We start from the raw sequence: 22,358 nt of genomic DNA, 5'->3' as shown, positions 1-22,358 counted from the left end.
GGTGGCGCTTTCAGTCGATACAGGATTATGTGTTAGGGAGTGCTATCTCAGGACTAAACACTTTTGCGCACTATTCAGACAAGTTGCATGGTCTTGTTTTCACTTGTTACAGCCGCCTTCTTGAGGGTCATTTTCTGCCGTTGAATGCATCTAGATTTGTTGCTAGGTTGAAATGCGACTGACTAAAAGGAGATTAAAAAATGATAATAATTAAGAATCTAACAGTTGCCTCGTTGATCACCTCTACGCTTTGCTTTGCACCTAATGCACTTGCGCAAAATACATCCCCTCCGGCAGATGCAATTAAGCTGCTGCCCCCGCCAGCTATGAATGTAGACAGGCAATTACTCAGAGATATAAAACAATTTGTTAAGTTTGCGCATAAAGTTAAATTTTTCTATCCCAGTCAGGCGGTTGCCGATACAAACTGGGACAAGTTAATTGCAGAAACGATTGTAGAAATGAGTCAGGCAAGGTCATACCAAAGACAGGAGATTGGCTTACGAAGGCTGCGTGAGATTGCCCCGTTTATTACCGAACGCAAGCAGGAATTGCCCACCCTGAGTGATGGAGAGCAGGTTGTAACGTGGAAGCAAATGGGCGCCAGAACACAACACTTATACACCCGGTCGCTTTTGGCTGGTGAGCTTGCCGAAATGAAGATGGATCCACTTATACCCGATCGTGTTTTTTCACGGGTCCGGTATGGTTGGCGCACCGTGTATTTGCCACTGTATCTTTCTCAGCACGCAAGTGAACAGGGTACGCGGGTTGATGATTATCGCCAGTGGGATATTGGTAAAGACTTCGCCAGCTTGCCTGTATGTATGTCTACTATGTCAGGTATGTGGGGGGAAATTCACCATTTCTGGCCTTATTTCGAACAAGTTGATGTCAATTGGCGTCGCAGTCTAACCCCCTTACTTAAAGCATGTACGGAAGGCGTCAATGCCGAGCGTAATATAGCTATAAACCGTGAGTTCAAAAAATTGCAGGATAACCATATTTCTATCGGTTATCCCCTTTCATACCGCTCAAGTTATGTCGGCAGGTACCCTTACGAGTTACGTCGAATTGAAGGGAAAACAATTGTTGTGGGCATTGATGAATCACTTAGTGGGGTGATCGAGATTGGTGATGAATTGCTGTCTGTCAATGATGTTCCCTTTGAAGAGGTGGTTGAGCAAAGAGCAAGTTGGCTTGTTCGCAGTGACCATGTGAGTGCAGCTAAAGCTACTGAGTATTTAAAGTACGCCAAGTCAGAAGAGGCGGTCAGGGCTGCTTTTAAGAAGCAAGATGGTGACGTTATTGATATCACAGTAAAGCCGCTTGCCTTTGAAGATTTCAAGTTTGCGCAGTACCATGAACTTGTACCTTACGATCCAGAGCCCATAAGAGAGTTAGAGGAAGGATTGTGGAAACTTAATTTATATAATCTGACGGAGCAAAATGCACAACAGGTAAAGTCTGAGTTAGTAACTGCACGAGGAGTGGTCATCGATTTGCGACAATATCCAAACGATCCAATAGGATGGCGCGAAGGGCTGTCATGGTTTTTGACACAGCCAGTGGAACACGACAAACTCCATAAAAGATACCGAAAAGGACCCTCTTTGCGAGCGACATACAAGGAAATGTTAACCCAAACGATTGATGTCTCAGATCAGCCTCTGAACATTCCTGTAGTCGCCCTTTCATCCAGAGACAGCGTTAGTCAAACTGAACATGCGCTCACTTTTGTAAAAAATGCAGGCATACCTGTGGTAGGGGTACCTACTGCTGGCATCAATGGCGACCGTATGGTTGCGAATTATTTTGGTTCGTACATGGATGGCGGATCCTATCTCAGCTACACAGGCTTACATGCAGATAATGGGGATGGCTCCGTATTGATCGGGCGTGGTGTTCAGCCCGATATCTATGCCCCACGAACTATAGATTCCATTGTAGCCAACGAAGACAATCAGTTGTCTGCTGCTATTGAGTATCTTAAAGACCAGCTGTAACACTTGTATCACCTACACCAAGCATATCAAGCCTGTGTTATGGCTTGATATGCTGAATCATAAACTTGCTATCACTTACTCGTCCTGCCCATAGGTTTATAAGTTAAAATCTCAGCTCAATCGTCGATGTTTGATTTAGCGCCTCGATGACTGAAACTGGCTGCGCTTGTCATAATTCACTCAAAAGTAAAAATGCTTAGCTATACTTGCCAAAGATTTCTTGTTAAGTAAGCAGTATATGGCCCGATTGGTAACCTCTTTATTTATCTGCGTGATATCGCATACTTCAATGACGTTGGCACAGGCAGAAGAGGGAGATGCGCTTTTTGCAATGTCATTTGAGGAGCTACTCGATCAGGATGTGACCGTCGCAGCACGTAAGAGCGAATCCTGGCTGGCCTCATCCGGCACGGTTTACGTGGTTAATCGCTCGGATATTGAGCGTTATGGTTGGCGCGATTTAAAAGAGATCCTCGCCTCTGTTCCCAACATGGACTATTTCTATCAGTGGGCCTGGCTGCCGGGTGGTCAGAGAGGCTTTACCGGGAACATGTCGGGTACTCTGATGCTGATAGATGGCCGTGAAGTGCAAAACTTGCTGGCCAATGAAGCTTTTATTATGAATAACTTTCCAAGCGCCAGAATTGAGCGGGTGGAGATATTACAAGGCCCAAATTCCACCCTTTATGGCGGTAATGCAACCCAAGGGGTGATCAATGTGATCACCCGCCTGGATACGGGGGTGAACGAAATAACGGTATTGGCCGGTGAGGTGGAAACGCGCCACGGCCATGGCCTGTTCCACTATCAACAGGGGGAAGTGGAGCTAGCTGTGTCGGCCAGTTACTTTGAAAGCGATCAGGATTATCGTGAAATACGTGAATTTCTGGTTGATGATCAAGCATTCAGTCGCAACAGCAAAGATGCACTAAGAAACCACAACCCCAAAGATTTTCGCAACCGCGAGAAAAACGTTACCCTGGACAGTCGCCTGAGCACCCCCTGGTTTTACTTTGGCAATAATCTTACCCGCACCACAAACGTCAGTGGCATCGAGGCCGTGGCATTTGACTACATTACCGGGGACGACGCATATCGTGGCTACAGTAGCTATTATCTCGGCAAAGATGTGCAACCGTCAGCAAATTGGTCGGGCAATATTGAGCTGAGTTATTTCAGAGAATATAAAGAAAAATACCGTCTCAGCGTGGATAATCCTGAGCAGGCTACCCGCTATGAAGATCTGGCTTTATATACCGAGCGGGAAGATATCGGGCCTTCGGATAGAATACGGCTCAATACGCAGTGGCACTATCAGGTCGATTCTAATCAGGATTGGATCTTGGGGTACGATGGCTGGCGCACCGAAATCGGCCGCAAAGTCAAATACAGACAAACCGCACAGGGGATTAGATTGGTCACGCCTGATTCCTGGCCGACAGATAAAGAGCGCTCAGATAAACATGCCGTGTTTGGTCAGTATTCAAAGCTGTGGCGCTTTGGTGAACGAACGCTCAAGGTCAATACCGGGCTCAGGTATCACCGTCAGGATTATACTAATGCCAGCTGGCTGCCCCGCGTCAACATGGTCTATCAACCAAACCCTGATCAGGCACTCAAACTGACCTATGGCAAGGCGTTTCGTCCGCCAACCATTTTTGAGTTCGATCTGGTGGTTGATGACGAGATCGAATCACAAAGCATGCAGATGTATGAGCTTAACTGGAGCAGCAAATTCCGTTGGCAAGGGGTTGAGTTTGCCAATATCTCAGCCTTGTACAGCATGCAGGCAAAGAACTTTTATCAGAAAGTGCAGGACCCGAATACCCAGATTTGGCGCACCATAGTGGCCGGAGAGCACAGAGTATCTGGATGGGAAAATCAGCTGCGATGGCAGGCCCAGCGCTGGCACGGGCAACTGGCTATGCGCTATGTCTCACCGGATAAAACCCGGGTTGCAGCGCACTCTGTGGTTTTGAATGTGCCACGTTATAAGGTTAAATTGGGACTAGGTTATACCTGGGATCAACACTGGCAGATCTCTGTTTTTATCGATCATTGGGATAAAGTACTGACCGAAGCCAATCGCTTTCAACAAAGCGGCACTGAGGTCGTCACCATACCCGCCTGGACGACGTTCAATACCAATCTGACTTACACGCAAGGTAACAGCACCCTGGGGGTGTATATCGAAAACCTATTCGATAAGACTTACTACCATGGCAATGCCCGGGGCGTGTCTCCCGTTAAGTATATTCAGGCGCCACGAAACTTGCGCCTGAGTTGGTCATATCGTTTTTAACGGGTAACAAAGCCGCCATTGACGAACAAAGTCTGACCCGTGATCCAGCGTGCCTCCTCACTGACCAGAAAGTCAATCATAGGTACGACGTCATCTATGTTACCAAGACGATTAAGCACGCTTGCTGCACTGAGATAGGCAACGGACTGAGCGTTTTCTTCGCCGTGGAAAAATGCGGTATCTATCGGGCCTGGTGCTACCACATTGACAGTGATCCCCCGACCGCCAATTTCCTTAGCAAGTGCACGGGTAAAGTCTTCCAGTGGGGCTTTGGCACCGGCATAGGCGCCGTAAAGGCCAGTAAATGCGCCCAGTAATGAAGTGCCCATATTAATGATTCGACCCTGCTCCTGAATATGCGTAGCAGCATGCTTCATCATTAAAAATGGTGCCTTGGTATTAATCGCGAAGAGTTGGTCGTACTCTTGTTCAGAAATATCTGCAATGGCTTTTTTCAGGACTTTTCCGGCGTTGTTTATGACAATATCAACGCGGCCAAAGGCTTCCAGAGTCTGTCGGTACAGGGCCTGAACCTGATTTTCCTGACTCAGATCGCCCTGAACTAATAGTACCCGTCTGCCAATCTGAGCAATCTCGGCGGCGGTTTGCTCTGCATCGTTAAGTGACGAATCACTGTGATAGTGTACGACAACATTGGCGCCACGCTCCGCCATTGAAATAGCAAAAGCACGTCCCATGTTGCGGGCAGAACCAGTAACAATGGCGACCTTACCGGTCAAATCAAGAAGGGTGTTTGAAGTAGACATAATACGCTCTCCTGTGTGGGTTAATTGACGAAAGTAAGCTTAGCCGCTTGCGTTTATTTCAGGTATGCCATAAATTTTCATTTATTAATTGCATATATCGCAAAAAACAATGAACACAAATGAACTCACGTTTTTGAAAGTGATTGAGGCGGGCAGCCTCAAAGGCGCAGCTGAGCAATTGAATACGGACCCTTCATCAGTGAGCCGTAAAGTGGCTGCGCTGGAGCGCCATCTGGGTGTTAAACTGATCAATCGTTCTACGGTGCGATCTCAGGCAACCGAGGCGGGGCTCGTATATTTTCAAGGGCTAAAACACATTGCTGAGCAACAGGCCGTGTTGGAAAGTCGACTGCGAGGTCTGCAGGATCAACCCAGTGGAACCCTGACGGTCGCTGCACCAGTTGATTTTGGTAATCAGTTTGTTGTACCTGTACTGAACAAGATGCGGGCCGCTTATGCTGACCTTAAAGTCGAGTTGTTACTGGGAAGTCATTTTGAAGATCTGACAGCCAATGGCATTGATGTGGCAGTACGTGTTGGTATGCTGCCGGACTCAGGGTTGATCTGCAGAGGGCTGGGCACTGCTGAGCGTGTACTGGTTGCCAGCCCGGGTTATCTGGAGCAGATTGATGGGGTAACGGATCCATCCGGGCTGAGTCGGTGCCAGTTTATATTCTATTCGCGCGCTCAGGCAAACAGTCAGGTAAGTATAAAAAAAGGTGAAACAACATCACGAGTCAAAGTGTCAGGGGGCTTTACAGTTAACAGCGTGTCTGCAGTTCGACAGCTGGTTTTGGCTGGTAAAGGGGTACACCTTGGACCGCGTTGGGCCTTTGAAGAAGCGCTGAATACAGGTGAGCTGGTGGCACTGCTCCCTGACTATCAGTTGGAAGGGTTTCCAATCCATGCTTTGTATCGGCCCGGAGGATATGTTCCTGCCAAGACCCGATGTTTCATTGATATGATAAGCCAACATTGCGGGCACAGCTTTAATACCAGGACAGGTGCGCGATGATATGTTCACCTGAGCTGTTTTCAGTCTTCAAGTGTTTTGACCGCTATGGCTTAAAAATATATTTTGGTTGATTATATCAAGGCGTTGAGCAAGCTGTTCCCTTGCGTTTGAGGCTCGACGGGATTATCGCCATATTGTTGTTTCAAAAAATTGATAAAAACGCGCGATTTTTCCGGAATGTACTTATTCTCTGGGTATATGACATGGACACTTAATGGTTGTTTAATCGCATCTTTCATCAGCTGGATAAGTACCCCCTCCGCCAACTCCTGCTCGACCAGAAATTTAGGGATCAATGCGACTCCGGCGCCAGACTTGACCAGGGTTTTAAGAATATTCGGGCTGTTGACTGAAATTGGTGCGGACGTAAACAATGCATCCCACTGATCGATATCTTTGTCATCTACCCAGTCGTTAATTGGCATTTTCTTGTCGATGAGCCAGACATGCGCATTGAGATCTTTGACGCACTCAGGTTGACCGTGTTGTTTTATATACTCAGGTGTCGCGCATAACACCATCGGAAACTGACATATTTGTGTTGCTACAAAGTCCTGAACTTCGGTGGATCCTACGCGGATTGCCAAATCGAAACTTTCTTCGACCAAATCGACTTTGCGATTATTCAGTTCTAAATCCAGCTGGATATCAGGATATAAAGACATAAACTGAGGTAGTTTGGGTGCCAGTACTTGCTCTCCGAATGTCACTGAGGTGGTGATCCTGAGCAGGCCGGAGCATTTAGTGCTTTCTTCACTGACCTGATCCACCAGTGAGGTATATTCGTTCAATACGTGGACGATACCATGATAGAAGTGTCGCCCTGCCCGGGTCATAGACACTTTTCTGGTTGAGCGGTTAAATATCTTGGTTGCATGTTGATTTTCAACCGCATTGACGTATTTACTGACAACAGACTTCGAAATACCCAGTCGCAGGGCTGCTGCCGTAAATGAGCCGGTTTCAGCCACCGCGATAACTGCTCTAAAGCCTTCTATAGTGTCCACAAGCTAGGTCCTTTTGTTTTCGTTTTGTGTGATCAGTGTTTTCGTTTTGTATGTTTATTCTATGAAAATTTTAATGTCTAATGCTCCGCATGTCACCAATATAGGGAGCATTAGGTTGCTATCATGAGTAATATTCAGCTGTACTATCACCCGATGTCAGGGCACAGTCACAAGGTTCTCACTCTTGCATCAATGTTAGGGTTAAGCATAGAGACTGTAACCATTGACTTAAAATCTAAAGCGCATTTGTCTGAATCATTTTTACGTCTTAACCCGGCCGGCAAGGTACCTGTACTGGTCGATGGAGACAAAACGATCACCGACTCCCACGCTATCTTGTTTTACCTCGCTCAACAATACGACCAACAGCGAATCTGGTACCCAGATGACCTGCTAACTCAGGTAGAGATCCAGCGCTGGTTTGCGCTCTCTGCGGGCGAGTTGTGCACAGGTCCCGTCGCACTAAGAGGGATCCGGGTACTGGGTAAACCAGGCAATGAAGAACAAGCTATGCAGCTGACTATCAAGCTGTTTTCTCTTATGAGCAAACAACTGGAACAGCAGCCATGGCTGGCAGGGTCACACGCCACCCTTGCGGATATTGCGCTTTACAGCTACACCGCTTTGGTTATCAAACTCGAGCCAAGTCTGAGCGACTTCCCACGCGTACTTGACTGGGCTGCACGTTTCGAGCAGCTACCCGGCTATCGCACATTACCAGAAAAATAAACCCGCATTGTATGTAATTGGAGGGGCCATGAACAGCTACATACGCATAAAAAATAGAGTAAATACACTAATTGACCATCGCCTGTTGATGGCCGTTCCATTGGTTTTGTCTGGTGTAGTAAGTGCATCAGTGCAGGCCGCTTGTCCGGCTGATTATCCAGAGGAAGGGGCGATTAAAAAGCATATTGAACATGATGATATTGCAAATGGAAAGGCGACATTAAAGCAGATCCATAAAATGGGGCGAGATCTTTTCATTGCCAAGTTTAATAAATGTGATGGTCAGGGTCGTCCGGCAACGACCGGCGGTGGCGTGAAACGTGCTCCGGATCAGCCCGCTTTTATTCGTACCTCATCACCTGAAACGAATTCCTGTGCCGGGTGTCACTCTCAGCCAGCCATAGGTGGATCAGGCGAGTTTGTGGTCAACGCTTTTATTCTGGCACAGCGTTTAGACCCGGTTACAGAGTCCGTGTCTAATCAGTTTAGTAACGAAAGGAACACACCGGGCATGCACGGTGCGGGTGCCATTGAAATGGTAGCCCGTGAAATGACCTACGATCTGCGTGCCCAGGCCGAAGCCCTGCCTGACGGGGAACACACATTAATCTCAAAAGGAGTGTCCTTTGATATCCGCAAGGAAGGCGGATTGGTGGTGGAAAGTGAAGGCATTAACACCGATCTGATGGTCCGGCCATTTAACCAGTCGGGCAACATTGCCACTTTGCGTCACTTTACCGTTGATGCAATGAACCATCACCACGGCATGCAGGCAGAAGAGCGTTTTGATTTAAACCCGGGCAAAGGATTCGATAAAGATCACGATGAAGATGGTGTGGAAAGAGAGTTATCGGTCGGTGACATCACGGCACTATCGGTGTATCAGGCCAGCTTACCCGTGCCGGTTCAGGTGATGCCGCGAGCCCGTGCTGAGCGTAAAGCCGTGCGCCTTGGCAAGCGTAAGTTCAACGAGATTGGCTGTAACAGCTGCCATGTACCCGCACTTAAGCTGGATACGCCGGTATTCTCTGAACCCAGCCCGCTTAATGCGTCTCATACTTTCCGTGATACCAGTCGTTCGGTGCGCTGGGATATGACCAAGCAAGGTCCTAAGCCTCGGTTGAAGAAAAACCCAGATGGCAGTGCCACAGTATGGGCCTATACCGACCTGAAACGCCACAATTTGTGTGATCCGGTGGAGCGTGAAGATGCCATTCGCTTCTTCTGTAACGAAACACTCGATCAGGCTCGCCCGTCACAAGATGGCCGCCCGGGGAGTGAGTTCTTTATTACCAGAAAGCTGTGGGATGTAGGCAGTTCAGCGCCTTATGGTCACCGGGGGGATATTACGACCATTACCGAGGCCATCCTGTACCACGGTGGGGAAGCACGTCAAAGTCGTGACCACTTCTCGCTGTTACCGCTTTCTGAGCAGAAGAGCATTATTAAATTTTTGAAATCGCTACAAGTTGTAGAAAAATAAGATACCTAAGGAATGAGCATGTCTGAAAGTAAATTAGTGTCACTGGTAAAGCGCGATGATATTCCGTCTATTCGCACTATCGAGGTTAACGGTGTTGAGCACTGGTTAGGTCACGTTAAAGACTTCACCAAACATGAAGGGCTGACCGAGTTTTTGCCAAAGGATAACCGTATTTCGATGGCCTGGGTCAGACTGGAAGCTGGTGAGCAGCTGGATGAGCATATCCATCCTGTGGAATCGATGATCTTAATTTGTGAAGGCGGCGCGTCTACGCTTGGCGATGTAGAAACTGATATGGGCGCGGGGGATGCACTGCTGGTTCCACCTGGCCGCCCCCATGGTTTTATCGGCGCAGAGCCCGCGGGTTTCTGGGGCCTGTCATTACAATTCGATTCCCGTGGATTATATGAAGATATCGCCGACCCTTGGGCGACGTTCCACGAAGACGAAAACTATGAATTGAAACACGCCGATACCATAGTCGACAAGCTGTTCCAGAAGAACGAAATTTTCAAAGATCGCTTCGATAAACATCGCTTGTTTGCGCTGGTTAATAAAGGGCTTTTAAACGACAGTGAGACAAGAAATCGTTTCCTGGATTGTTTTCAGGTGTGGTCAAATCACTTCCAGAAAATGGTGTTTAACCGATATCTGACCAGTGCTGAGGGCGCACATTTAGATCTGGCCTGGGATCATTTAATTGAAGAGTTTGGTCACAATATGGACTTAGCTTCCAGCCGGGATTCGAGCACGCGTATTTTTGATCCGGTCCTTGAAGCGACCAGTAGCTGGTTCTGCAGTATTTTAAATCGCTTGTCTGACATGCAAAAGTTGGTTCTGATCCACCTGGTGGTTGAAGCCTCAGCCACTGTATTCTACAAGCATGTAGCGCCTGTGATGTCAGAGACACAGCATTCTCGCCATTTCCATGAGCATGACGATGGTGACCACGAACATGTCAAAATGGGCTATGACTTTGTGCGTCGTCAGACACCCAGCCTGAGTGAGGCAGAAGGTCTGCTTGAAATTCAGGAGCAGGGTTGGTCCATGCTGATGTCGGTGATGAGCCGGATCGCTGACTTAGTGGTGTATGGCTCAGAGCGACAATCAAACAGCAACGCAGAGCAAGCAACTAAGCAACCGGCAGCTGAGCTTGAATCATGAGTGAGTTCCAAGGATGGCCTGATGCAGGTGTGCGCAGGCTTCCCCAGCACATTTATGCCGACAAGGATAACTTTCAGCGTGAGCTGGACGCCATATTCTTCGCCAATTCCTGGAACTATGTGGCATTAAGCTGTGAGGTGCCAGAGCCGGGCGATTATATTCTGAGCTCGGTAGGCAATGTCGGTGTGATTGTGTCGAGAGACCGCAAAGGGGCTATTCGCGTTTTTGTGAATCGCTGTACTCATCGAGGCGCGCGTTTATGTGAGAAGCGAAAAGGCAACAACAAGCTGTTTACCTGTCCGTATCACGAATGGCGTTTTAATCTGGAGGGCCGCCTGGTGGGCGTGCCTTTGAGTCAGGGGGTGAAGGGAAAAGGGGGGATGCCGGCGCAGTTTGATCCGCAAAATCATGGTTTGAAACAGCTAAATGTATGTGAGCGCCACGGTGTGGTGTTTGCCAGCTTTAGTAACGACATGGTGCCGCTTGAGACCTATCTGGGTCCTAAGATCCTGCGTTACTTTGACCGTGTCTGTGATGGCCGTCCCTTAAAGGTGATTGGTAAGCACAAGCACGTTGTTGCCGGGAACTGGAAGCTGCAAATTGAGAATGTGAAAGACACCGTGCATGCGGCTATTTTGCACTCATTTTTCACCTTGTTTGGGATCTGGCGGTCAGATCAGGAAACGGAGATCGTGGTTGAGGACAAAGGCATGCACAGTGTGCTGGCTTCTACGGCCACATTTAGCAAGCAGCAGACTCACTCTGAAGAAGTTGACTCAGAGTTTTCATTACTTGATCCGAGTTTGATAGCCCATGAGGCCGAGTTTTCTCATGCGACTGGCGCTGTTATGACTATCTGGCCAAACCTGATTTTTCTGCAGCAGCTAAATTGTTTGGTCATGCGTCATGTGGAACCGGTTAGTCAGGATAAATGTGTAAAAACCTGGACTTTCTTTGCGTATGAAGACGAAGACCCTGCGCTGACGGCACGGCGGGTTAAACAGGCCAATTTACTGGGAGCGTCGGGTCTGGTCACCATAGATGACAATGAGATCCTGGCTTCCTGTCAAGTGGGTTTACAGCAGCAATCAGAGTTTGAATGCGCCATTGAATATGGTGAAGGCTCGTCAGATTGCGATCATATGGTGTCGGAATCAGCGATCCGTGGGTTCTATAACTACTATCGTCAGGTAATGGAGCTGTGAGCATGGAAGAAATGTTGAAAACCCTGTTGCTGGAGCGCTCTGTTCGCGAATTTTACCGGCGCTATCACGCCCAACTCGACCAGCAAATGCTGACCCAGTGGCCAGATTTCTTTACTGAAGATGCCAGTTACTTAGTGACCAATCGGGCCAACTTTGAAGAGGATATGCTGGTTTACAACGTGTTTTGTGAAGGCAAAAAAATGTTGATAGACAGAGCGCTGGGCCTGCAAAAAGCGGTCTGGTTTCGTGACCGATTGCAACGCCGGTTTGCGGGCAGCATAGAGATCACGCACCAAAGTGAACATGCACTAGACGTAGTGAGCAGCTTTATGGTCACTGAATCCCGACAGGGAGAGCCTTCTACTTTGTTGCTTACCAGCGAAAGTCAGGACAGCCTGAGTATCGCACCAGACGGTACGCTGCAATTTTCAAAGCGGCTTTGCATCATAGACGCAGAAGTGTTACCTGATTCGATAATTTACCCAATCTAACCGAGTGGGAGACGATGTGATGAATTCACAAGCTATGCAGGCACCAAGCCACCCGATGAAGCGCGTTGCGGTCATTGGTGCGGGCTTATCTGGCCTGGTAACCACCAAAGAGCTGATAGATCAAAGTCACACAGTGGTGTGTTTTGAGCGCAGCGACGACATTGGTGGCGCCTTTTATAACAAAGAAAACGAAGGCGGGATCTACAACGACATCCACCTGACGGTTTCTAACTTTTTTATGGCGTTTTCCTCATTTCCGCCAAGAGAGAAGAATCGTAAGTACTGGACTGCCAGTGAATATATCGAGTATCTGCAAGATTTTACCGAGCATTTCAGACTGAGAAAGTTCATCCGTTTTAACACTGTCATTGAGTCTGTTGAGCCAGTTGGCACACAAAAATGGCGGGTGACTTATCTTAAAAACGGTGAACGCAAAGAGGAGCTATTTGATTCTGTTGCGGTGTGTAGTGGCAAGTTTCGCAACCCGTTATTGCCCTCTGTTCCCAACATGGAGCAGTTCAAGGGGACCATTCACCATAGTTTTGATTTCAAAGAAGCGTCAAAATTTAAGGGCAAAAAGGTGGTCTGCCTGGGACTTGGAGAGTCTGGCTCTGATGTAGTGCACCAAATTGCGCAAGTTGCGCAAGAAACCCATCTGGTGGTTAAGCGCCCCAAGAGCATTATTGCCCGGGTTATTCTGGGTGATACCGGAGACTCCAGAACCACACGAGCTGCGCATTACTCGTTTTTGGTCAACCATTCGCTTTTTGAGGCCACGCTGAAGAAACGTATTATGAATAAAGGCTTGAAGGTAAATGAGCAGAAGCGTCAGCGACCTTTAAGCGCATTTTGGATGTGGAAGTTTCTGGTTAAATACGGCCTGCACGGCGAATTCAGTAACAAGAATGATATCTGGTTGCAAGATCTGGAAACCGGGCAAACCCAGCTGCATTTGTTCTCTGTAAAGCGTTTTGCTGAGAATGGTGTTTATCTTCACGATGGCCAATTTATTGAATGTACCGATGTGATGATGTCGACCGGCTATGAGACGCAGTTTGACATGATCCACCACAGCGCAGCACAAGATGCGGCGAAGAATATCCGCTCTAACTTTTTGCACATGATCCACCCGACATTAAGAGACAGCCTGGTCTGGATTGGATTTGCCCGTCCGGATGTCGGGGGCGTTCCGACCATTGCCGAGTTACAGGCACGTTTATATGCCCGTGTTTTAGCGGGTAAAACAGAGCTGGCTGATTCGCACACTCTGCAACGACGCATTGAGGAATATCAGCAGGAATGTCGGGAGCAGTTCTGTCTGGAACCAGACCGTTCAGAAAATGTGCGTTACTACCGATTTACCGGTGAACTGGCCCGGACGCTGGGCGTAGAGCCCAAATGGTATCACTTGCTGCCAGATCCCAGGCTGATCTTCAACTTTTATCATGGCAGCTTAGTCGCCGCGCAATTTAGATTAAGCGGACCAGGGAAAGATCCTGAGGCGGCCAGGGCGATGATCCGCCGGGTCGGTTTGATGCAGGTACCAACCTGGCATAAGTTCTTTTTCTTTGGCCTTACCAGTGCTTTGAGTTTGATAGCACCTGTGGTACGTAAGGTCGTAAAGATGTTGAAAATGCAAGATCACAACTGGAATGACTACAAACAGTTTCGTTGTGTGGCTGATATCCTTGCGCATCAATGGCCATCGGGGCAGGCTTTCCCGTTGAATAAGACTGACACTTTGGCAGAGCTGTTTACCCAGACCTACGAATATGAAGGATTTAAGTTCTTCTTACATTCTGAATATGAGGTGCCTTTGCGGTTGCTTTCGCCCTCTGCGTCCATTAAAGACATTGATGATTTTTTGCGCTTTCAGGAAGGCGCAGCGCCGCTGGAGGAAAAGACTTAATACTCCCTTTTAGAATGCTGGACGTAGCTGTGACACTACTGCCCGTAGCAAAGCCATGCCTGTTTAACAGCGCATGGCTTTTTTCGTTTGGGTACCAGTATTGATTGTTGAGACTGTTGAGCCGCGGACACGTATTCTATTGTATTGACATTCAGCCTGGTGGTAGCTCAAACCACAGTGCCTCAAGTGGTGCTGTTGCCTCCACCGTGACAGATTCCTGCGCTGTCAGACCAATGGCATCGCCCGGTTCCAGGCGTATTTCACCTGAGTGGGCGGTACCCTCGACTATATGCAGATAACCCCAGCGATTATGCGTGTTCAGTGTGTAGGTATCGCCTTGTGGCAGCATGAGACGATGCAGGCTGGCATCCTGATGAATGACCAGTGAACCGTGCTGGCCATTAGGGGTTACAAGCGGGGTAAGTGGCCCGTCTTGTTCTATATTGGCCTGCGCATAACTGGGACTGAGCCCTTTTACATCAGGGCGGATCCAGATCTGTAAGAAACGGGTCTGTTCCGTGGCAGAATAATTGTATTCAGAGTGCGTGATCCCTGTGCCTGCGCTCATCAGCTGGACGTCTCCTGCCGGAATGATATGGTGGTTCCCCCGACTGTCTTTGTGCTCCAGTGCACCTTTTATTACATAAGAGATAATTTCCATGTCACGGTGGGCATGCGTATCAAACCCCATACCTGGTGCGACCGTGTCGTCATTGATAACGCGTAACATGGAAAACCCCATATGCTTGGGATCGTAATAATGGCCAAAAGAAAATGTATGTTGGCTATGCAACCAACCCATATTAACCTGGCCCCGTTCTGAGGCGCGTCGTATTGATGGCATAAGTTTTATCTCTGAAAGTGGAATACCATGACTGTAACGCTTAGTTAAGTAGAATAAAATGCGTCATTATCGGCACTTTTATTCTGTTTTAAAGAATGAATATGTTGCAACTCATTACGTGCCTTAGTGGATGTATATGCTAGAGTTATAGAGTTCGAAATAAGCCTGTGAACTCAGTTTCAGGGAGTGTTATGTCGTCTTTAAAGCAGTTTATTCCATCACCCGTAATTGCCGTTGCTGCGGCTTACCAGACGCACCTTGGCGGTATTGATGTCTTTATCTGTTTTGCTCAGATAGATGAAGATAACCAGCTGCTGCTCGAGCTGCGAGAAAGCCATCAGTTGAGTGTGGGGGATTTGGTCACTGTGCATTTGGATAACCGCACCGGCGTGAGTGAATATGATGCTGAGCTGAGTGTCTATCGTTTGTCTTACAAGGGGCGAGTAACAGCATTGAATAATACTGAGGTCACCATAGCGCCGCTTGAGTACCAGGTTTATTACGGGATTTCGGTAGAGCTGGAATATCGGGCGCCGGGTTATGAATTCCCGGAAGATCCGCGTGTGCAAAATCCCTTGCCCTGCACACCTTTAACCGCAACGCCTGTGATGGACGAAGAAGAGCATGACAACAAAGTTGGCGTGCTGATCACCAAAGCACAGTCGCAACCACACACTACAGTTATGGCGTTTTTATCCAGCACCGATGACGATATCTTTTTTATCACTTTGCCACAAACCTTTAAATCCAGCCTGATGAAGCGGGATAACCAGTGTTATTTTGCGATCGACAATCGTGCCAGCTTTACCTTTGAAAACTATGTCGAGTGGAACTATTCCATTATTACCGGGCGGGTGCATCAAATAGCCACCAACAGTACTTTGTTTAATGAAGTGAGAGAGTTGTTTATCTCTAAAAATCCCTGGGAAGTGGGCTTTTTCAGTCATCCTGACATTGAGATGTATCACCTGAAGGCCGAGAAAGTAGTATGTCCTAAGCGGTGAGTCAGCCTGTTGGTTAAAGAAGACGGCCAATGATATTGCGCTGCGAAGTTTGTTAATAGCAAGTCGGAATTGAACTGAGACTAGATCAAAAAGCACCTCGTTGAGGTGCTCTATGTATTTTCAACTATCAGAATTGAAAACAGTCACTACAGTGTTGGGCCACATGTAAACTCTTTACCCTGGTGGCAAGAGAACTCAATGCAGTGAGTACGTCCGAATCCACTCGGGTTTGTAGTTTCACATGCTGGAGTTATAGCACCGGCACCCGCTACGTTAGGTGTCATGTTGGCAGGTAGATTAGTGTTATCTGCTGATAAAGCCTTCATTTTCTTTTTATTTAATTTTAATTTCATCGTCATTTCCTTGTTTATTAAAATTATATGTACGCCGTGTACAGCCGTAACCTAACTCAGCTACTTAATGAGTGCAAGACTTTTTGGGATAGTTTTAGGGACGTTCTTGCTTTGAATGGTGTTTGGTACATTGTCTGGCATAGCTGTCGCCTTTAAATAGATATCGGCGCAAGGTCGGCATGACGCGGGTGTATTGTCTGGCAAAGTAGTCGTGTGTAAATAGATACCGGCGCAAGGCCGGCATGGTGCCGGGGAGTGGGTGTATTGTCTGGCAAAATAGTCGTCTGCAAGTAGATACCGGCGCAAGGCCGGCATGACGCTGGGGAGTGGGTGTATTGTCTGGCAAAGTAGTCGTCTGTAAATAGATACCGGCGCAAGGCCGGCATGACGCGGGTGTATTGTCTGGCAAAGTAGTCGTCTGCAAGTAGATACCGGCGCAAGGTCGGCATGGCGCTGGGGAGCGGGTGTATTGTCTGGCATAGTAGTCGTCTGCTAATAGATACCGGCTCAAGGCCGGCATGACGGAATTACAGTGACTGGATGTTTTTCTGAGCCACAAGAAGGTATTTGGTTGTGTCGCGCAGTCAGCTTAACAGGTCATTTTTTAGCGTAAATGCCGGATCATGTCATACAGAACAACACGCTTTTCCTGCTCAGCCACAAGAAGGGATTTACCGCTCAATGTTAAGCAAAAAAGTCCATGTTAATAGTATTAAAATGGGCTGTTTTATCATCAGTTAGAATAACCATTGCTTAGTGTTCATTGTGCTCTCGTAACCATTCATCACTTTTTCATAAGCGATTTTATCCAATAATTATAATAACTTGCAGGCCACCAACGCAGAGCAATACAATGGGTGGCCGGATATGGAACAGCAATTTAAAGATCGCAGAGCAGAACTTTTAGTACAAAAAATGCGCCGTACCGAGCGCTTTATGAATCATCAAGGGCTCGAAAAGACAGCGGTGTCATTTGGTGATGAACAACTAGAGTTCATTGAGCACGCTATGGTCGACGGGCTCAATGAAGACACCATACGTACCATTGACTTCCACCGCCGCTGTCTGGCTGCGGGTATAGACAATGGTCGCCATTACTGGTGCTTTAAACAGGGCGAGCAATTGGTCGGTATGTCCGGCTATCACTATCGGTTATGGGACCCAAAAAGTATTGTCTGGGGTGGCTGGTTTGTTGCCGACCAGAATGTGTCACCTTTGGTAAAAATGGCGATGCTGCTTGATACGCTTAAGGTACTACTGGAAGAGACCAACTACGAAGAGTTGTACATCGAGGTCTTCGCCGACACTGAGCAGTCAAATATTCTCAATATCTATCATTCTTTACAGTTCACGTCGCTCGGGCGTTTTGAGAGTTTCTACGGGCCGAAGCAGGATATGGTGGTGATGAAACTGGAGCTGGCTGAGGTCAGGGCACTGTGGTTAAACACCACTCGTCCACTTGAGCGAGTGCAGTAGCATGCTGCTGCTGTATGTTGAATCTGGAGCCGGTTCGCGAGCACTGGCACTGGCGCTGGCGAACAGCTTTCGTCAGCAAGGTGAACTGGTCGAGCTGATGTCAGTTTCTGAGCTGTTACCACAGTGGTTATCCGACATACTCTTTGGCCAATACTATGAGTGGTGTATGTCGGGCAAGCAACATCACAGTAAGTTGTATGCCAGTCGCTGGTTTTACCCATTTCTCTATCAGTTGTTACCTATATGGCTGGCGTTCAAGGGCAATAATAAGTTGAGCGAAGCCAAAGCGGTGCTTCGTCGTCACAATAAAGTGGTGGCATGCAGTTATTACGGTGCTTTTTTTGCCCGCTACTTTGCCAGACTGGCAGGACACGAGGTTGAGATCAGTGGCGTGCTGGGCGACTATCAGATTTCTAATGGCTGGCGTACCCCTTTAACACGCCTGTTTATTTCTCATCAGTATGATCATCCGGTACTGGACTGGCATCGCGCCAGAGGGACCCGCATTTTACCCCTGGGTATCCCCACCGAGGGCACGCAGGATGTAACTACTTTACCTAAAACCGCAGTCCAGACATGTGGCGCGCGACTCAGTGTTTTGCTGTGTGGCGGCGGCTGGGGGTTGGGTATTTCTGCCTCTACCGTTGCGCTGCTACTGGCACAAGCGCAGTTTGGAAAAGTGACCGTTATTTGTGGTCAGAATGTGGCGCTGTATGAGCAGCTGGAAACACGTTTTGGCAATGACATTACACAGCAGCGATTAGAGCTGACTGGATTTGTGCCTGACATGCAACTGTTTTATGCGCAAGCCGACATCATTATCACAAAAGCAGGTGGTCTGACGCTGACAGAGGCGGCGCTGGCTAATACCTGTTTGATCATTCACGGCGCTTTACCCGGGCAGGAACAACACAACCGCGCGGTGTTTGTCGCACAGGGCGCTGCGTTGAATGCTCAGTGCGAGCAGGAGCTGAGTGAATTGCTCAGCCGCTTACAGGCATCTGCCGAGCTGCGCAGGCAGACGGCTATGCGAGCAGCCGCTTTGGTTAATGCCAATGCATCACAACAGATTTGTCATCATTTACTCGCAAGTAGCAGATAAGATTGTAGGAGTCGATTATGTGGACTAAAAAAGCCACGCAACTAGCGGTCAGCGAATTACCGCAAGCACATCAGAACTTTATGGCCAGAAACCCGGGCTTTACCGCTCATCATCAAGCCAGTACCGAACGCGTGGCTAATGCCCTGAGACGCTATGCCGCGAGCGGAAAAATTGAAGCAGATAATATCTGTAAGCTGGTAATTAAAATGACCAGTAGCTGCAACCTGCGTTGTGAACAATGTTTTCAATGGCGTGAAACCGGTTTTCACCATGGCCTGGATCCCACCGCTATTCCCTATGATCAGAGTGGGCATCTGTTTGATTTTGTTGAGCGTCAACGCTGCGACATTATATTAACCGGGGGTGAGCCTACCTTACACCCCGACTTTCCAAAGTTTCTCAGCCGTCTGGCCGAAGCCGGGTGTTTTATCTACATCTGCACCAACGGTCTGATGATTAAACGCCACTTTGAGGTACTCAGTAAGTATCACGACCAGCTGGCTTTTTTGATCTCTATCGACGGTCCAAAGGATATTCATGACTCGATCCGGGGAAAAGGCACTTATAACAAAACAATGGCGGGCATTAAGCTGTTGGCAGAAGGCAAAAAAGAAGGCAAGCAATGGCTGATTGGGGTGGAAAACACCATGATGGCCAAGAACCTGGACAGGGCGACTGAGTTACTGAATGAATGCGAGCAGGCGGGTGTTGACTGGATGATCTACAACCACCTATGGGTGGTGGACATGATGGCACGCAGTGAATATCACCGTTTTTGTGAGGACTACGACACAGTGCCAAATTCCTATACTGGGTTCGATATGGGGGATTTTCGGACGGATTATATTGAGAAGGTAATCGAGACCATTGACACATTACGTGCTTATCCTGCACAGATCCCGGTGTTATTCGGACCAGACTACGATGCTGACGAAATTCGCCAGTACTATCGCGGCAAGATGCCAGCACGACCTCACTACCTCAAAATGGGCGTTAAGCTGGACGTCGACATTGGCGGCAAGCTGGTGATGACCAAGCAGTTCCCGGATTTGATCTTTGGCAATGTGCTCGACACGCCCATTGAGGAGTTAATTGCTTCCGAGCCTTATCAACGAGCAGCTAAAACAATGCGTCAGCAGAGCCTTAAAGTGCTTAATGCCTGCCCCGATGCGCATAACTTTTTGCTCTAGAGGTGCCTATGTTGTCAGTGATCTTGCCGGCCCACAATGAAGCAGAGGCGCTCGCAATCAGTTTACCTGCACTGGTCGCTCAATTGCCCGAAAACGCAGAACTGATCGTGGTTTGTGATCGTTGCTCTGACGCAACAGCAGAGATCGCTCGCAGATATACGGAGCAGGTTTTTTCCATTACCGCGGGCAGTGCTGCGGCGGCCCGTAATTACGGAGCAGAGCAGGCAAAAGGCGAGATGTTTTTATTTCTTGATGCCGATACGGTATGCAGTGAAAACGTGCCTGAACTGGTGGGGCAGCTCACCCTGGGCACTGGCAATTCAGTGTACGGAACCGCGCCGCTACAAAGTGACAGCGGTCACTGGTTAGGTCGTTTTATTGCGGCCGACATTAACCGTTTCAATCGTCGACATCAAAGCATGGGTGGTAATTGTTTTGTCGCAGCAGGCTTATTCAGGGCTGTGGATGGCTTTAATACGCAATTATTACGTGGTGAGGACACCGATCTGGGTGTGCGCTGCCAGCGTCAGGGGGGACGGTATGTGTGGCTAAAAGGCGGCCATTTTGTCCATAACGAGCGCAAGTTTCGTACCCACGGCTACGTCAGATATTACTGCTCTTTGGTGCTCGGTGGTTTGCTTTGGCAACTTTCTGAGCGGCTTTATGCCCGCAGTCTGGGAGGCCAGGCATGATAGACAAGTGCAAAGCCTTATGGCAGGTACTGTCACTCAAACTGGTGCTGTTAAGCAGCCTGAGTGCCTGTACCACCATTTTTATACTGCATACATTTACCATGGCACTGCAACTGGATAGCACGAATTCAGCCAACCTGATGCAAGGTGCGCTGTGGTTTGCTGTGGCTTTTTGCGCTTTTGTTGTTGTTCAGCTCACTTTTCAGCGCAGTGTCATCCGGCTAACCGAAACCACCATCAAAGAGGTCCGGCTGGATATTCTGGATGCAGTACGTCGTGCCCGGCTGCAAATGGTTGAACAATTTGGCCAGGAGCGGATTTTGTCGGCGATTGCTTACGATGCCAATACGCTCAGCCAGCTGAATCAGTTTGTTGCACTGAGTGTGGGTCACTTGTTTACTGTGGTAGCAGCACTGGTTTATATGTTTGTCATTGCGCCAGTGGGAGCACTTCTGGCGCTGGGGTTGATGGCCGTGGCGGTCATTGTTTATTGTTTGCGCTTTGCTGGTATCCATCAGGGGTATGAACGCGCTCGCGAAGCCGAAGATAGTTTTTTCACACATCTGCACGATTTGCTGATGGGGATACGGGAGGTCAAACAAAATGCCACACGCAATGACAGCCTTTACCGAGAATATCTGAGTCGTGATGCGACCGAGGTTCAGCATAACAAAATCTTGGCCGAATGCCGTTTTGCGCACAATCAACTGATGCTGATGGCTGCGTTATACCTGCTCGCTGCCGTGGCGGTATTTGTTGCACCGTTATGGTTTGCTTTATCACCGCAGCAAAGTATCAGTTTTGTCATCATTACCTTGTTTATCGTGAGCCCATTTCATAGCAGCATGGAGCTGTTTAGGGTGCTTAGCCAGCTTCAGGTCTCGCAAGACAAGCTGGCCGAAATTAAACAACTGGCCAGTGACGCGAGCGAAGACGACGCAGCGTTTAGTCAGGCTTCGTTTTCACATCAGCTGACACTGCAAAAGCTGACCTTTGAGTATCAGCAAGGGTTCGCTGTGGGGCCGATCAATCTGACGGTGAATCGAGGTGACATTGTGTTTATTTCCGGCGGAAATGGCTCGGGAAAAACCACTTTTATGCGTCTGCTGAGTGGCTTGTATACGTCAAAGAGCGGACAAGTCTGGCTCGACAACGCTGCGCTGGACAAGGGGCAGTTACTCACTTATCGACAGCTCTTTGCGGGTATTTCGGCCGACAGCGTGGTATTTGCAAATCGCTATGGTCAGCCTATGGCCGAAGAAACGATTAATCAGTGGCTGGAAAGGCTCGAACTGAGTGACAAAGTCCAGTTTCGTGAGGGGCAATTCACTAATACTCGTTTGTCTACGGGTCAGTTGAAGCGCCTGGCCATGGTGCAGGCTTTAATGGAAGAGCGGCCGATTCTGGTGCTGGATGAGTTTGCTGCCAACATAGACCCGCAAAGCAGGCAGGTGTTTTACCGGCAATGGCTACCGACGCTCAAAGCCATGGGTAAAACACTGTTTGTGATCACGCATGATGAGGCTTACTTTGATTGTTGCGACTGTCATTATTTGATGCGGGACGGTCAGCTTCATCCCTATCCGGCACAGACACTGTCATTGGTTAAATCGCACTAA

General features: G+C 48.4%; 19 protein-coding genes. 15 read left to right on the top strand and 4 right to left on the bottom strand.

The annotated features are described in order from the left end of the window. Positions 1-200 precede the first annotated feature (200 nt). The gene (locus tag ACXAH1_RS15840; RefSeq protein WP_475197958.1) at positions 201-2,006 is read left to right on the top strand and encodes a S41 family peptidase; all 1,806 of its coding nucleotides are present in this window, start codon (positions 201-203) and stop codon (positions 2,004-2,006) included. A gap of 238 nt (positions 2,007-2,244) precedes the next feature. Further along, a complete protein-coding gene (locus tag ACXAH1_RS15835; RefSeq protein ID WP_475197956.1) occupies positions 2,245-4,308 on the top strand; it encodes a TonB-dependent receptor plug domain-containing protein in 2,064 nt (687 codons plus the stop codon). On the opposite strand, the gene ACXAH1_RS15830 is transcribed toward ACXAH1_RS15835, so the two are convergent. Continuing rightward, positions 4,305-5,075, bottom strand: coding sequence for an SDR family oxidoreductase (locus ACXAH1_RS15830; RefSeq protein WP_475197954.1), 771 nt, complete (start codon positions 5,073-5,075; stop codon positions 4,305-4,307). The two genes, ACXAH1_RS15835 and ACXAH1_RS15830, sit on opposite strands and share 4 nt — an antisense overlap. Positions 5,076-5,184: 109 nt before the next feature. On the opposite strand from ACXAH1_RS15830, the gene ACXAH1_RS15825 reads away from it, so the two are divergent. Continuing rightward, complete coding sequence (locus ACXAH1_RS15825) at positions 5,185-6,090, top strand: LysR family transcriptional regulator (protein WP_475197952.1); 906 nt, start codon at positions 5,185-5,187, stop codon at positions 6,088-6,090. Positions 6,091-6,161: 71 nt separating this feature from the next. Here ACXAH1_RS15825 and ACXAH1_RS15820 read toward each other — a convergent pair whose 3' ends face one another. After that, complete coding sequence (locus ACXAH1_RS15820; RefSeq protein ID WP_475197950.1) at positions 6,162-7,097, bottom strand: LysR family transcriptional regulator; 936 nt, start codon at positions 7,095-7,097, stop codon at positions 6,162-6,164. A gap of 123 nt (positions 7,098-7,220) precedes the next feature. On the opposite strand from ACXAH1_RS15820, the gene ACXAH1_RS15815 reads away from it, so the two are divergent. The 6 genes from ACXAH1_RS15815 to ACXAH1_RS15790 are packed head-to-tail and all read left to right on the top strand — an operon-like array spanning position 7,221 to position 14,078. Continuing rightward, entirely contained in the window at positions 7,221-7,826 is a 606-nt protein-coding gene (locus ACXAH1_RS15815) for a glutathione S-transferase family protein (protein WP_475197949.1), read from the top strand. Between the two features lie 28 nt (positions 7,827-7,854). Beyond that, on the top strand, positions 7,855-9,309 hold the full coding sequence (locus ACXAH1_RS15810) for a di-heme oxidoredictase family protein (RefSeq protein ID WP_475197947.1): 1,455 nt from the start codon (positions 7,855-7,857) through the stop codon (positions 9,307-9,309). Positions 9,310-9,327: 18 nt separating this feature from the next. Beyond that, on the top strand, positions 9,328-10,473 hold the full coding sequence (locus ACXAH1_RS15805) for a cupin domain-containing protein (RefSeq protein ID WP_475197946.1): 1,146 nt from the start codon (positions 9,328-9,330) through the stop codon (positions 10,471-10,473). Next, positions 10,470-11,678, top strand: a complete 1,209-nt coding sequence (locus ACXAH1_RS15800) for an aromatic ring-hydroxylating oxygenase subunit alpha (protein ID WP_475197945.1) — start codon at positions 10,470-10,472, stop codon at positions 11,676-11,678. Before ACXAH1_RS15805 ends, ACXAH1_RS15800 begins: the two co-directional genes overlap by 4 nt. 2 nt (positions 11,679-11,680) lie before the next feature. Beyond that, on the top strand, positions 11,681-12,169 hold the full coding sequence (locus tag ACXAH1_RS15795; protein WP_475197943.1) for an aromatic-ring-hydroxylating dioxygenase subunit beta: 489 nt from the start codon (positions 11,681-11,683) through the stop codon (positions 12,167-12,169). Positions 12,170-12,188: 19 nt separating this feature from the next. Beyond that, a complete protein-coding gene (locus ACXAH1_RS15790; protein ID WP_475198111.1) occupies positions 12,189-14,078 on the top strand; it encodes an NAD(P)-binding domain-containing protein in 1,890 nt (629 codons plus the stop codon). 151 nt (positions 14,079-14,229) lie between these two features. Here the strand turns inward: ACXAH1_RS15790 and ACXAH1_RS15785 are convergent, their stop codons facing one another. After that, positions 14,230-14,922 carry a pirin family protein gene (locus ACXAH1_RS15785; protein ID WP_475197942.1) on the bottom strand — a complete coding sequence of 231 codons (693 nt, stop codon included), beginning with the start codon at positions 14,920-14,922 and terminating at the stop codon, positions 14,230-14,232. Between the two features lie 191 nt (positions 14,923-15,113). Between ACXAH1_RS15785 and ACXAH1_RS15780 the strand changes: the two genes are divergently transcribed. Continuing rightward, the gene (locus tag ACXAH1_RS15780; RefSeq protein WP_475197941.1) at positions 15,114-15,926 is read left to right on the top strand and encodes a pyridoxamine 5'-phosphate oxidase family protein; all 813 of its coding nucleotides are present in this window, start codon (positions 15,114-15,116) and stop codon (positions 15,924-15,926) included. A 146-nt stretch (positions 15,927-16,072) separates the two neighbouring features. Here the strand turns inward: ACXAH1_RS15780 and ACXAH1_RS15775 are convergent, their stop codons facing one another. Further along, on the bottom strand, positions 16,073-16,279 hold the full coding sequence (locus ACXAH1_RS15775; RefSeq protein WP_475197938.1) for a hypothetical protein: 207 nt from the start codon (positions 16,277-16,279) through the stop codon (positions 16,073-16,075). Positions 16,280-17,146: 867 nt separating this feature from the next. Between ACXAH1_RS15775 and ACXAH1_RS15770 the strand changes: the two genes are divergently transcribed. From ACXAH1_RS15770 to ACXAH1_RS15750, 5 genes are read left to right on the top strand one after another with little or no spacing between them, the layout of a single operon-like run. Continuing rightward, positions 17,147-17,755: a hypothetical protein gene (locus ACXAH1_RS15770; protein WP_253044593.1), complete on the top strand. Its 609-nt coding sequence runs from the start codon at positions 17,147-17,149 to the stop codon at positions 17,753-17,755. A 1-nt stretch (position 17,756) separates the two neighbouring features. Then, entirely contained in the window at positions 17,757-18,857 is a 1,101-nt protein-coding gene (locus tag ACXAH1_RS15765) for a glycosyltransferase (protein ID WP_475197935.1), read from the top strand. 17 nt (positions 18,858-18,874) lie between these two features. Next, positions 18,875-20,047 (top strand): radical SAM protein, encoded by a 1,173-nt coding sequence (locus ACXAH1_RS15760; protein ID WP_475197934.1) that lies wholly within the window; start codon positions 18,875-18,877, stop codon positions 20,045-20,047. 8 nt (positions 20,048-20,055) lie between these two features. Beyond that, complete coding sequence (locus ACXAH1_RS15755) at positions 20,056-20,739, top strand: glycosyltransferase (protein ID WP_475197932.1); 684 nt, start codon at positions 20,056-20,058, stop codon at positions 20,737-20,739. Then, complete coding sequence (locus tag ACXAH1_RS15750; RefSeq protein WP_475197930.1) at positions 20,736-22,358, top strand: ATP-binding cassette domain-containing protein; 1,623 nt, start codon at positions 20,736-20,738, stop codon at positions 22,356-22,358. The genes ACXAH1_RS15755 and ACXAH1_RS15750 overlap by 4 nt, the downstream gene beginning before the upstream one ends.

Source organism: Pseudoalteromonas sp. AWH4_217 (assembly GCF_056161105.1).
This window is presented reverse-complemented; position numbering and strand designations above follow the sequence as displayed.

Bases quoted from the DNA above. Each gene is read 5' to 3' on its own strand.
- ACXAH1_RS15840 (WP_475197958.1), top strand. From the start codon at position 201: ATGATAATAATTAAGAATCTAACAGTTGCCTCGTTGATCACCTCTACG.
- ACXAH1_RS15835 (WP_475197956.1), top strand. From the start codon at position 2,245: ATGGCCCGATTGGTAACCTCTTTATTTATCTGCGTGATATCGCATACT.
- ACXAH1_RS15830 (WP_475197954.1), bottom strand. From the start codon at position 5,075: ATGTCTACTTCAAACACCCTTCTTGATTTGACCGGTAAGGTCGCCATT.
- ACXAH1_RS15825 (WP_475197952.1), top strand. From the start codon at position 5,185: ATGAACACAAATGAACTCACGTTTTTGAAAGTGATTGAGGCGGGCAGC.
- ACXAH1_RS15815 (WP_475197949.1), top strand. From the start codon at position 7,221: ATGAGTAATATTCAGCTGTACTATCACCCGATGTCAGGGCACAGTCAC.
- ACXAH1_RS15810 (WP_475197947.1), top strand. From the start codon at position 7,855: ATGAACAGCTACATACGCATAAAAAATAGAGTAAATACACTAATTGAC.
- ACXAH1_RS15805 (WP_475197946.1), top strand. From the start codon at position 9,328: ATGTCTGAAAGTAAATTAGTGTCACTGGTAAAGCGCGATGATATTCCG.
- ACXAH1_RS15800 (WP_475197945.1), top strand. From the start codon at position 10,470: ATGAGTGAGTTCCAAGGATGGCCTGATGCAGGTGTGCGCAGGCTTCCC.
- ACXAH1_RS15795 (WP_475197943.1), top strand. From the start codon at position 11,681: ATGGAAGAAATGTTGAAAACCCTGTTGCTGGAGCGCTCTGTTCGCGAA.
- ACXAH1_RS15790 (WP_475198111.1), top strand. From the start codon at position 12,189: ATGAATTCACAAGCTATGCAGGCACCAAGCCACCCGATGAAGCGCGTT.
- ACXAH1_RS15785 (WP_475197942.1), bottom strand. From the start codon at position 14,922: ATGCCATCAATACGACGCGCCTCAGAACGGGGCCAGGTTAATATGGGT.
- ACXAH1_RS15780 (WP_475197941.1), top strand. From the start codon at position 15,114: ATGTCGTCTTTAAAGCAGTTTATTCCATCACCCGTAATTGCCGTTGCT.
- ACXAH1_RS15775 (WP_475197938.1), bottom strand. From the start codon at position 16,279: ATGAAATTAAAATTAAATAAAAAGAAAATGAAGGCTTTATCAGCAGAT.
- ACXAH1_RS15770 (WP_253044593.1), top strand. From the start codon at position 17,147: ATGGAACAGCAATTTAAAGATCGCAGAGCAGAACTTTTAGTACAAAAA.
- ACXAH1_RS15765 (WP_475197935.1), top strand. From the start codon at position 17,757: ATGCTGCTGCTGTATGTTGAATCTGGAGCCGGTTCGCGAGCACTGGCA.
- ACXAH1_RS15760 (WP_475197934.1), top strand. From the start codon at position 18,875: ATGTGGACTAAAAAAGCCACGCAACTAGCGGTCAGCGAATTACCGCAA.
- ACXAH1_RS15755 (WP_475197932.1), top strand. From the start codon at position 20,056: ATGTTGTCAGTGATCTTGCCGGCCCACAATGAAGCAGAGGCGCTCGCA.
- ACXAH1_RS15750 (WP_475197930.1), top strand. From the start codon at position 20,736: ATGATAGACAAGTGCAAAGCCTTATGGCAGGTACTGTCACTCAAACTG.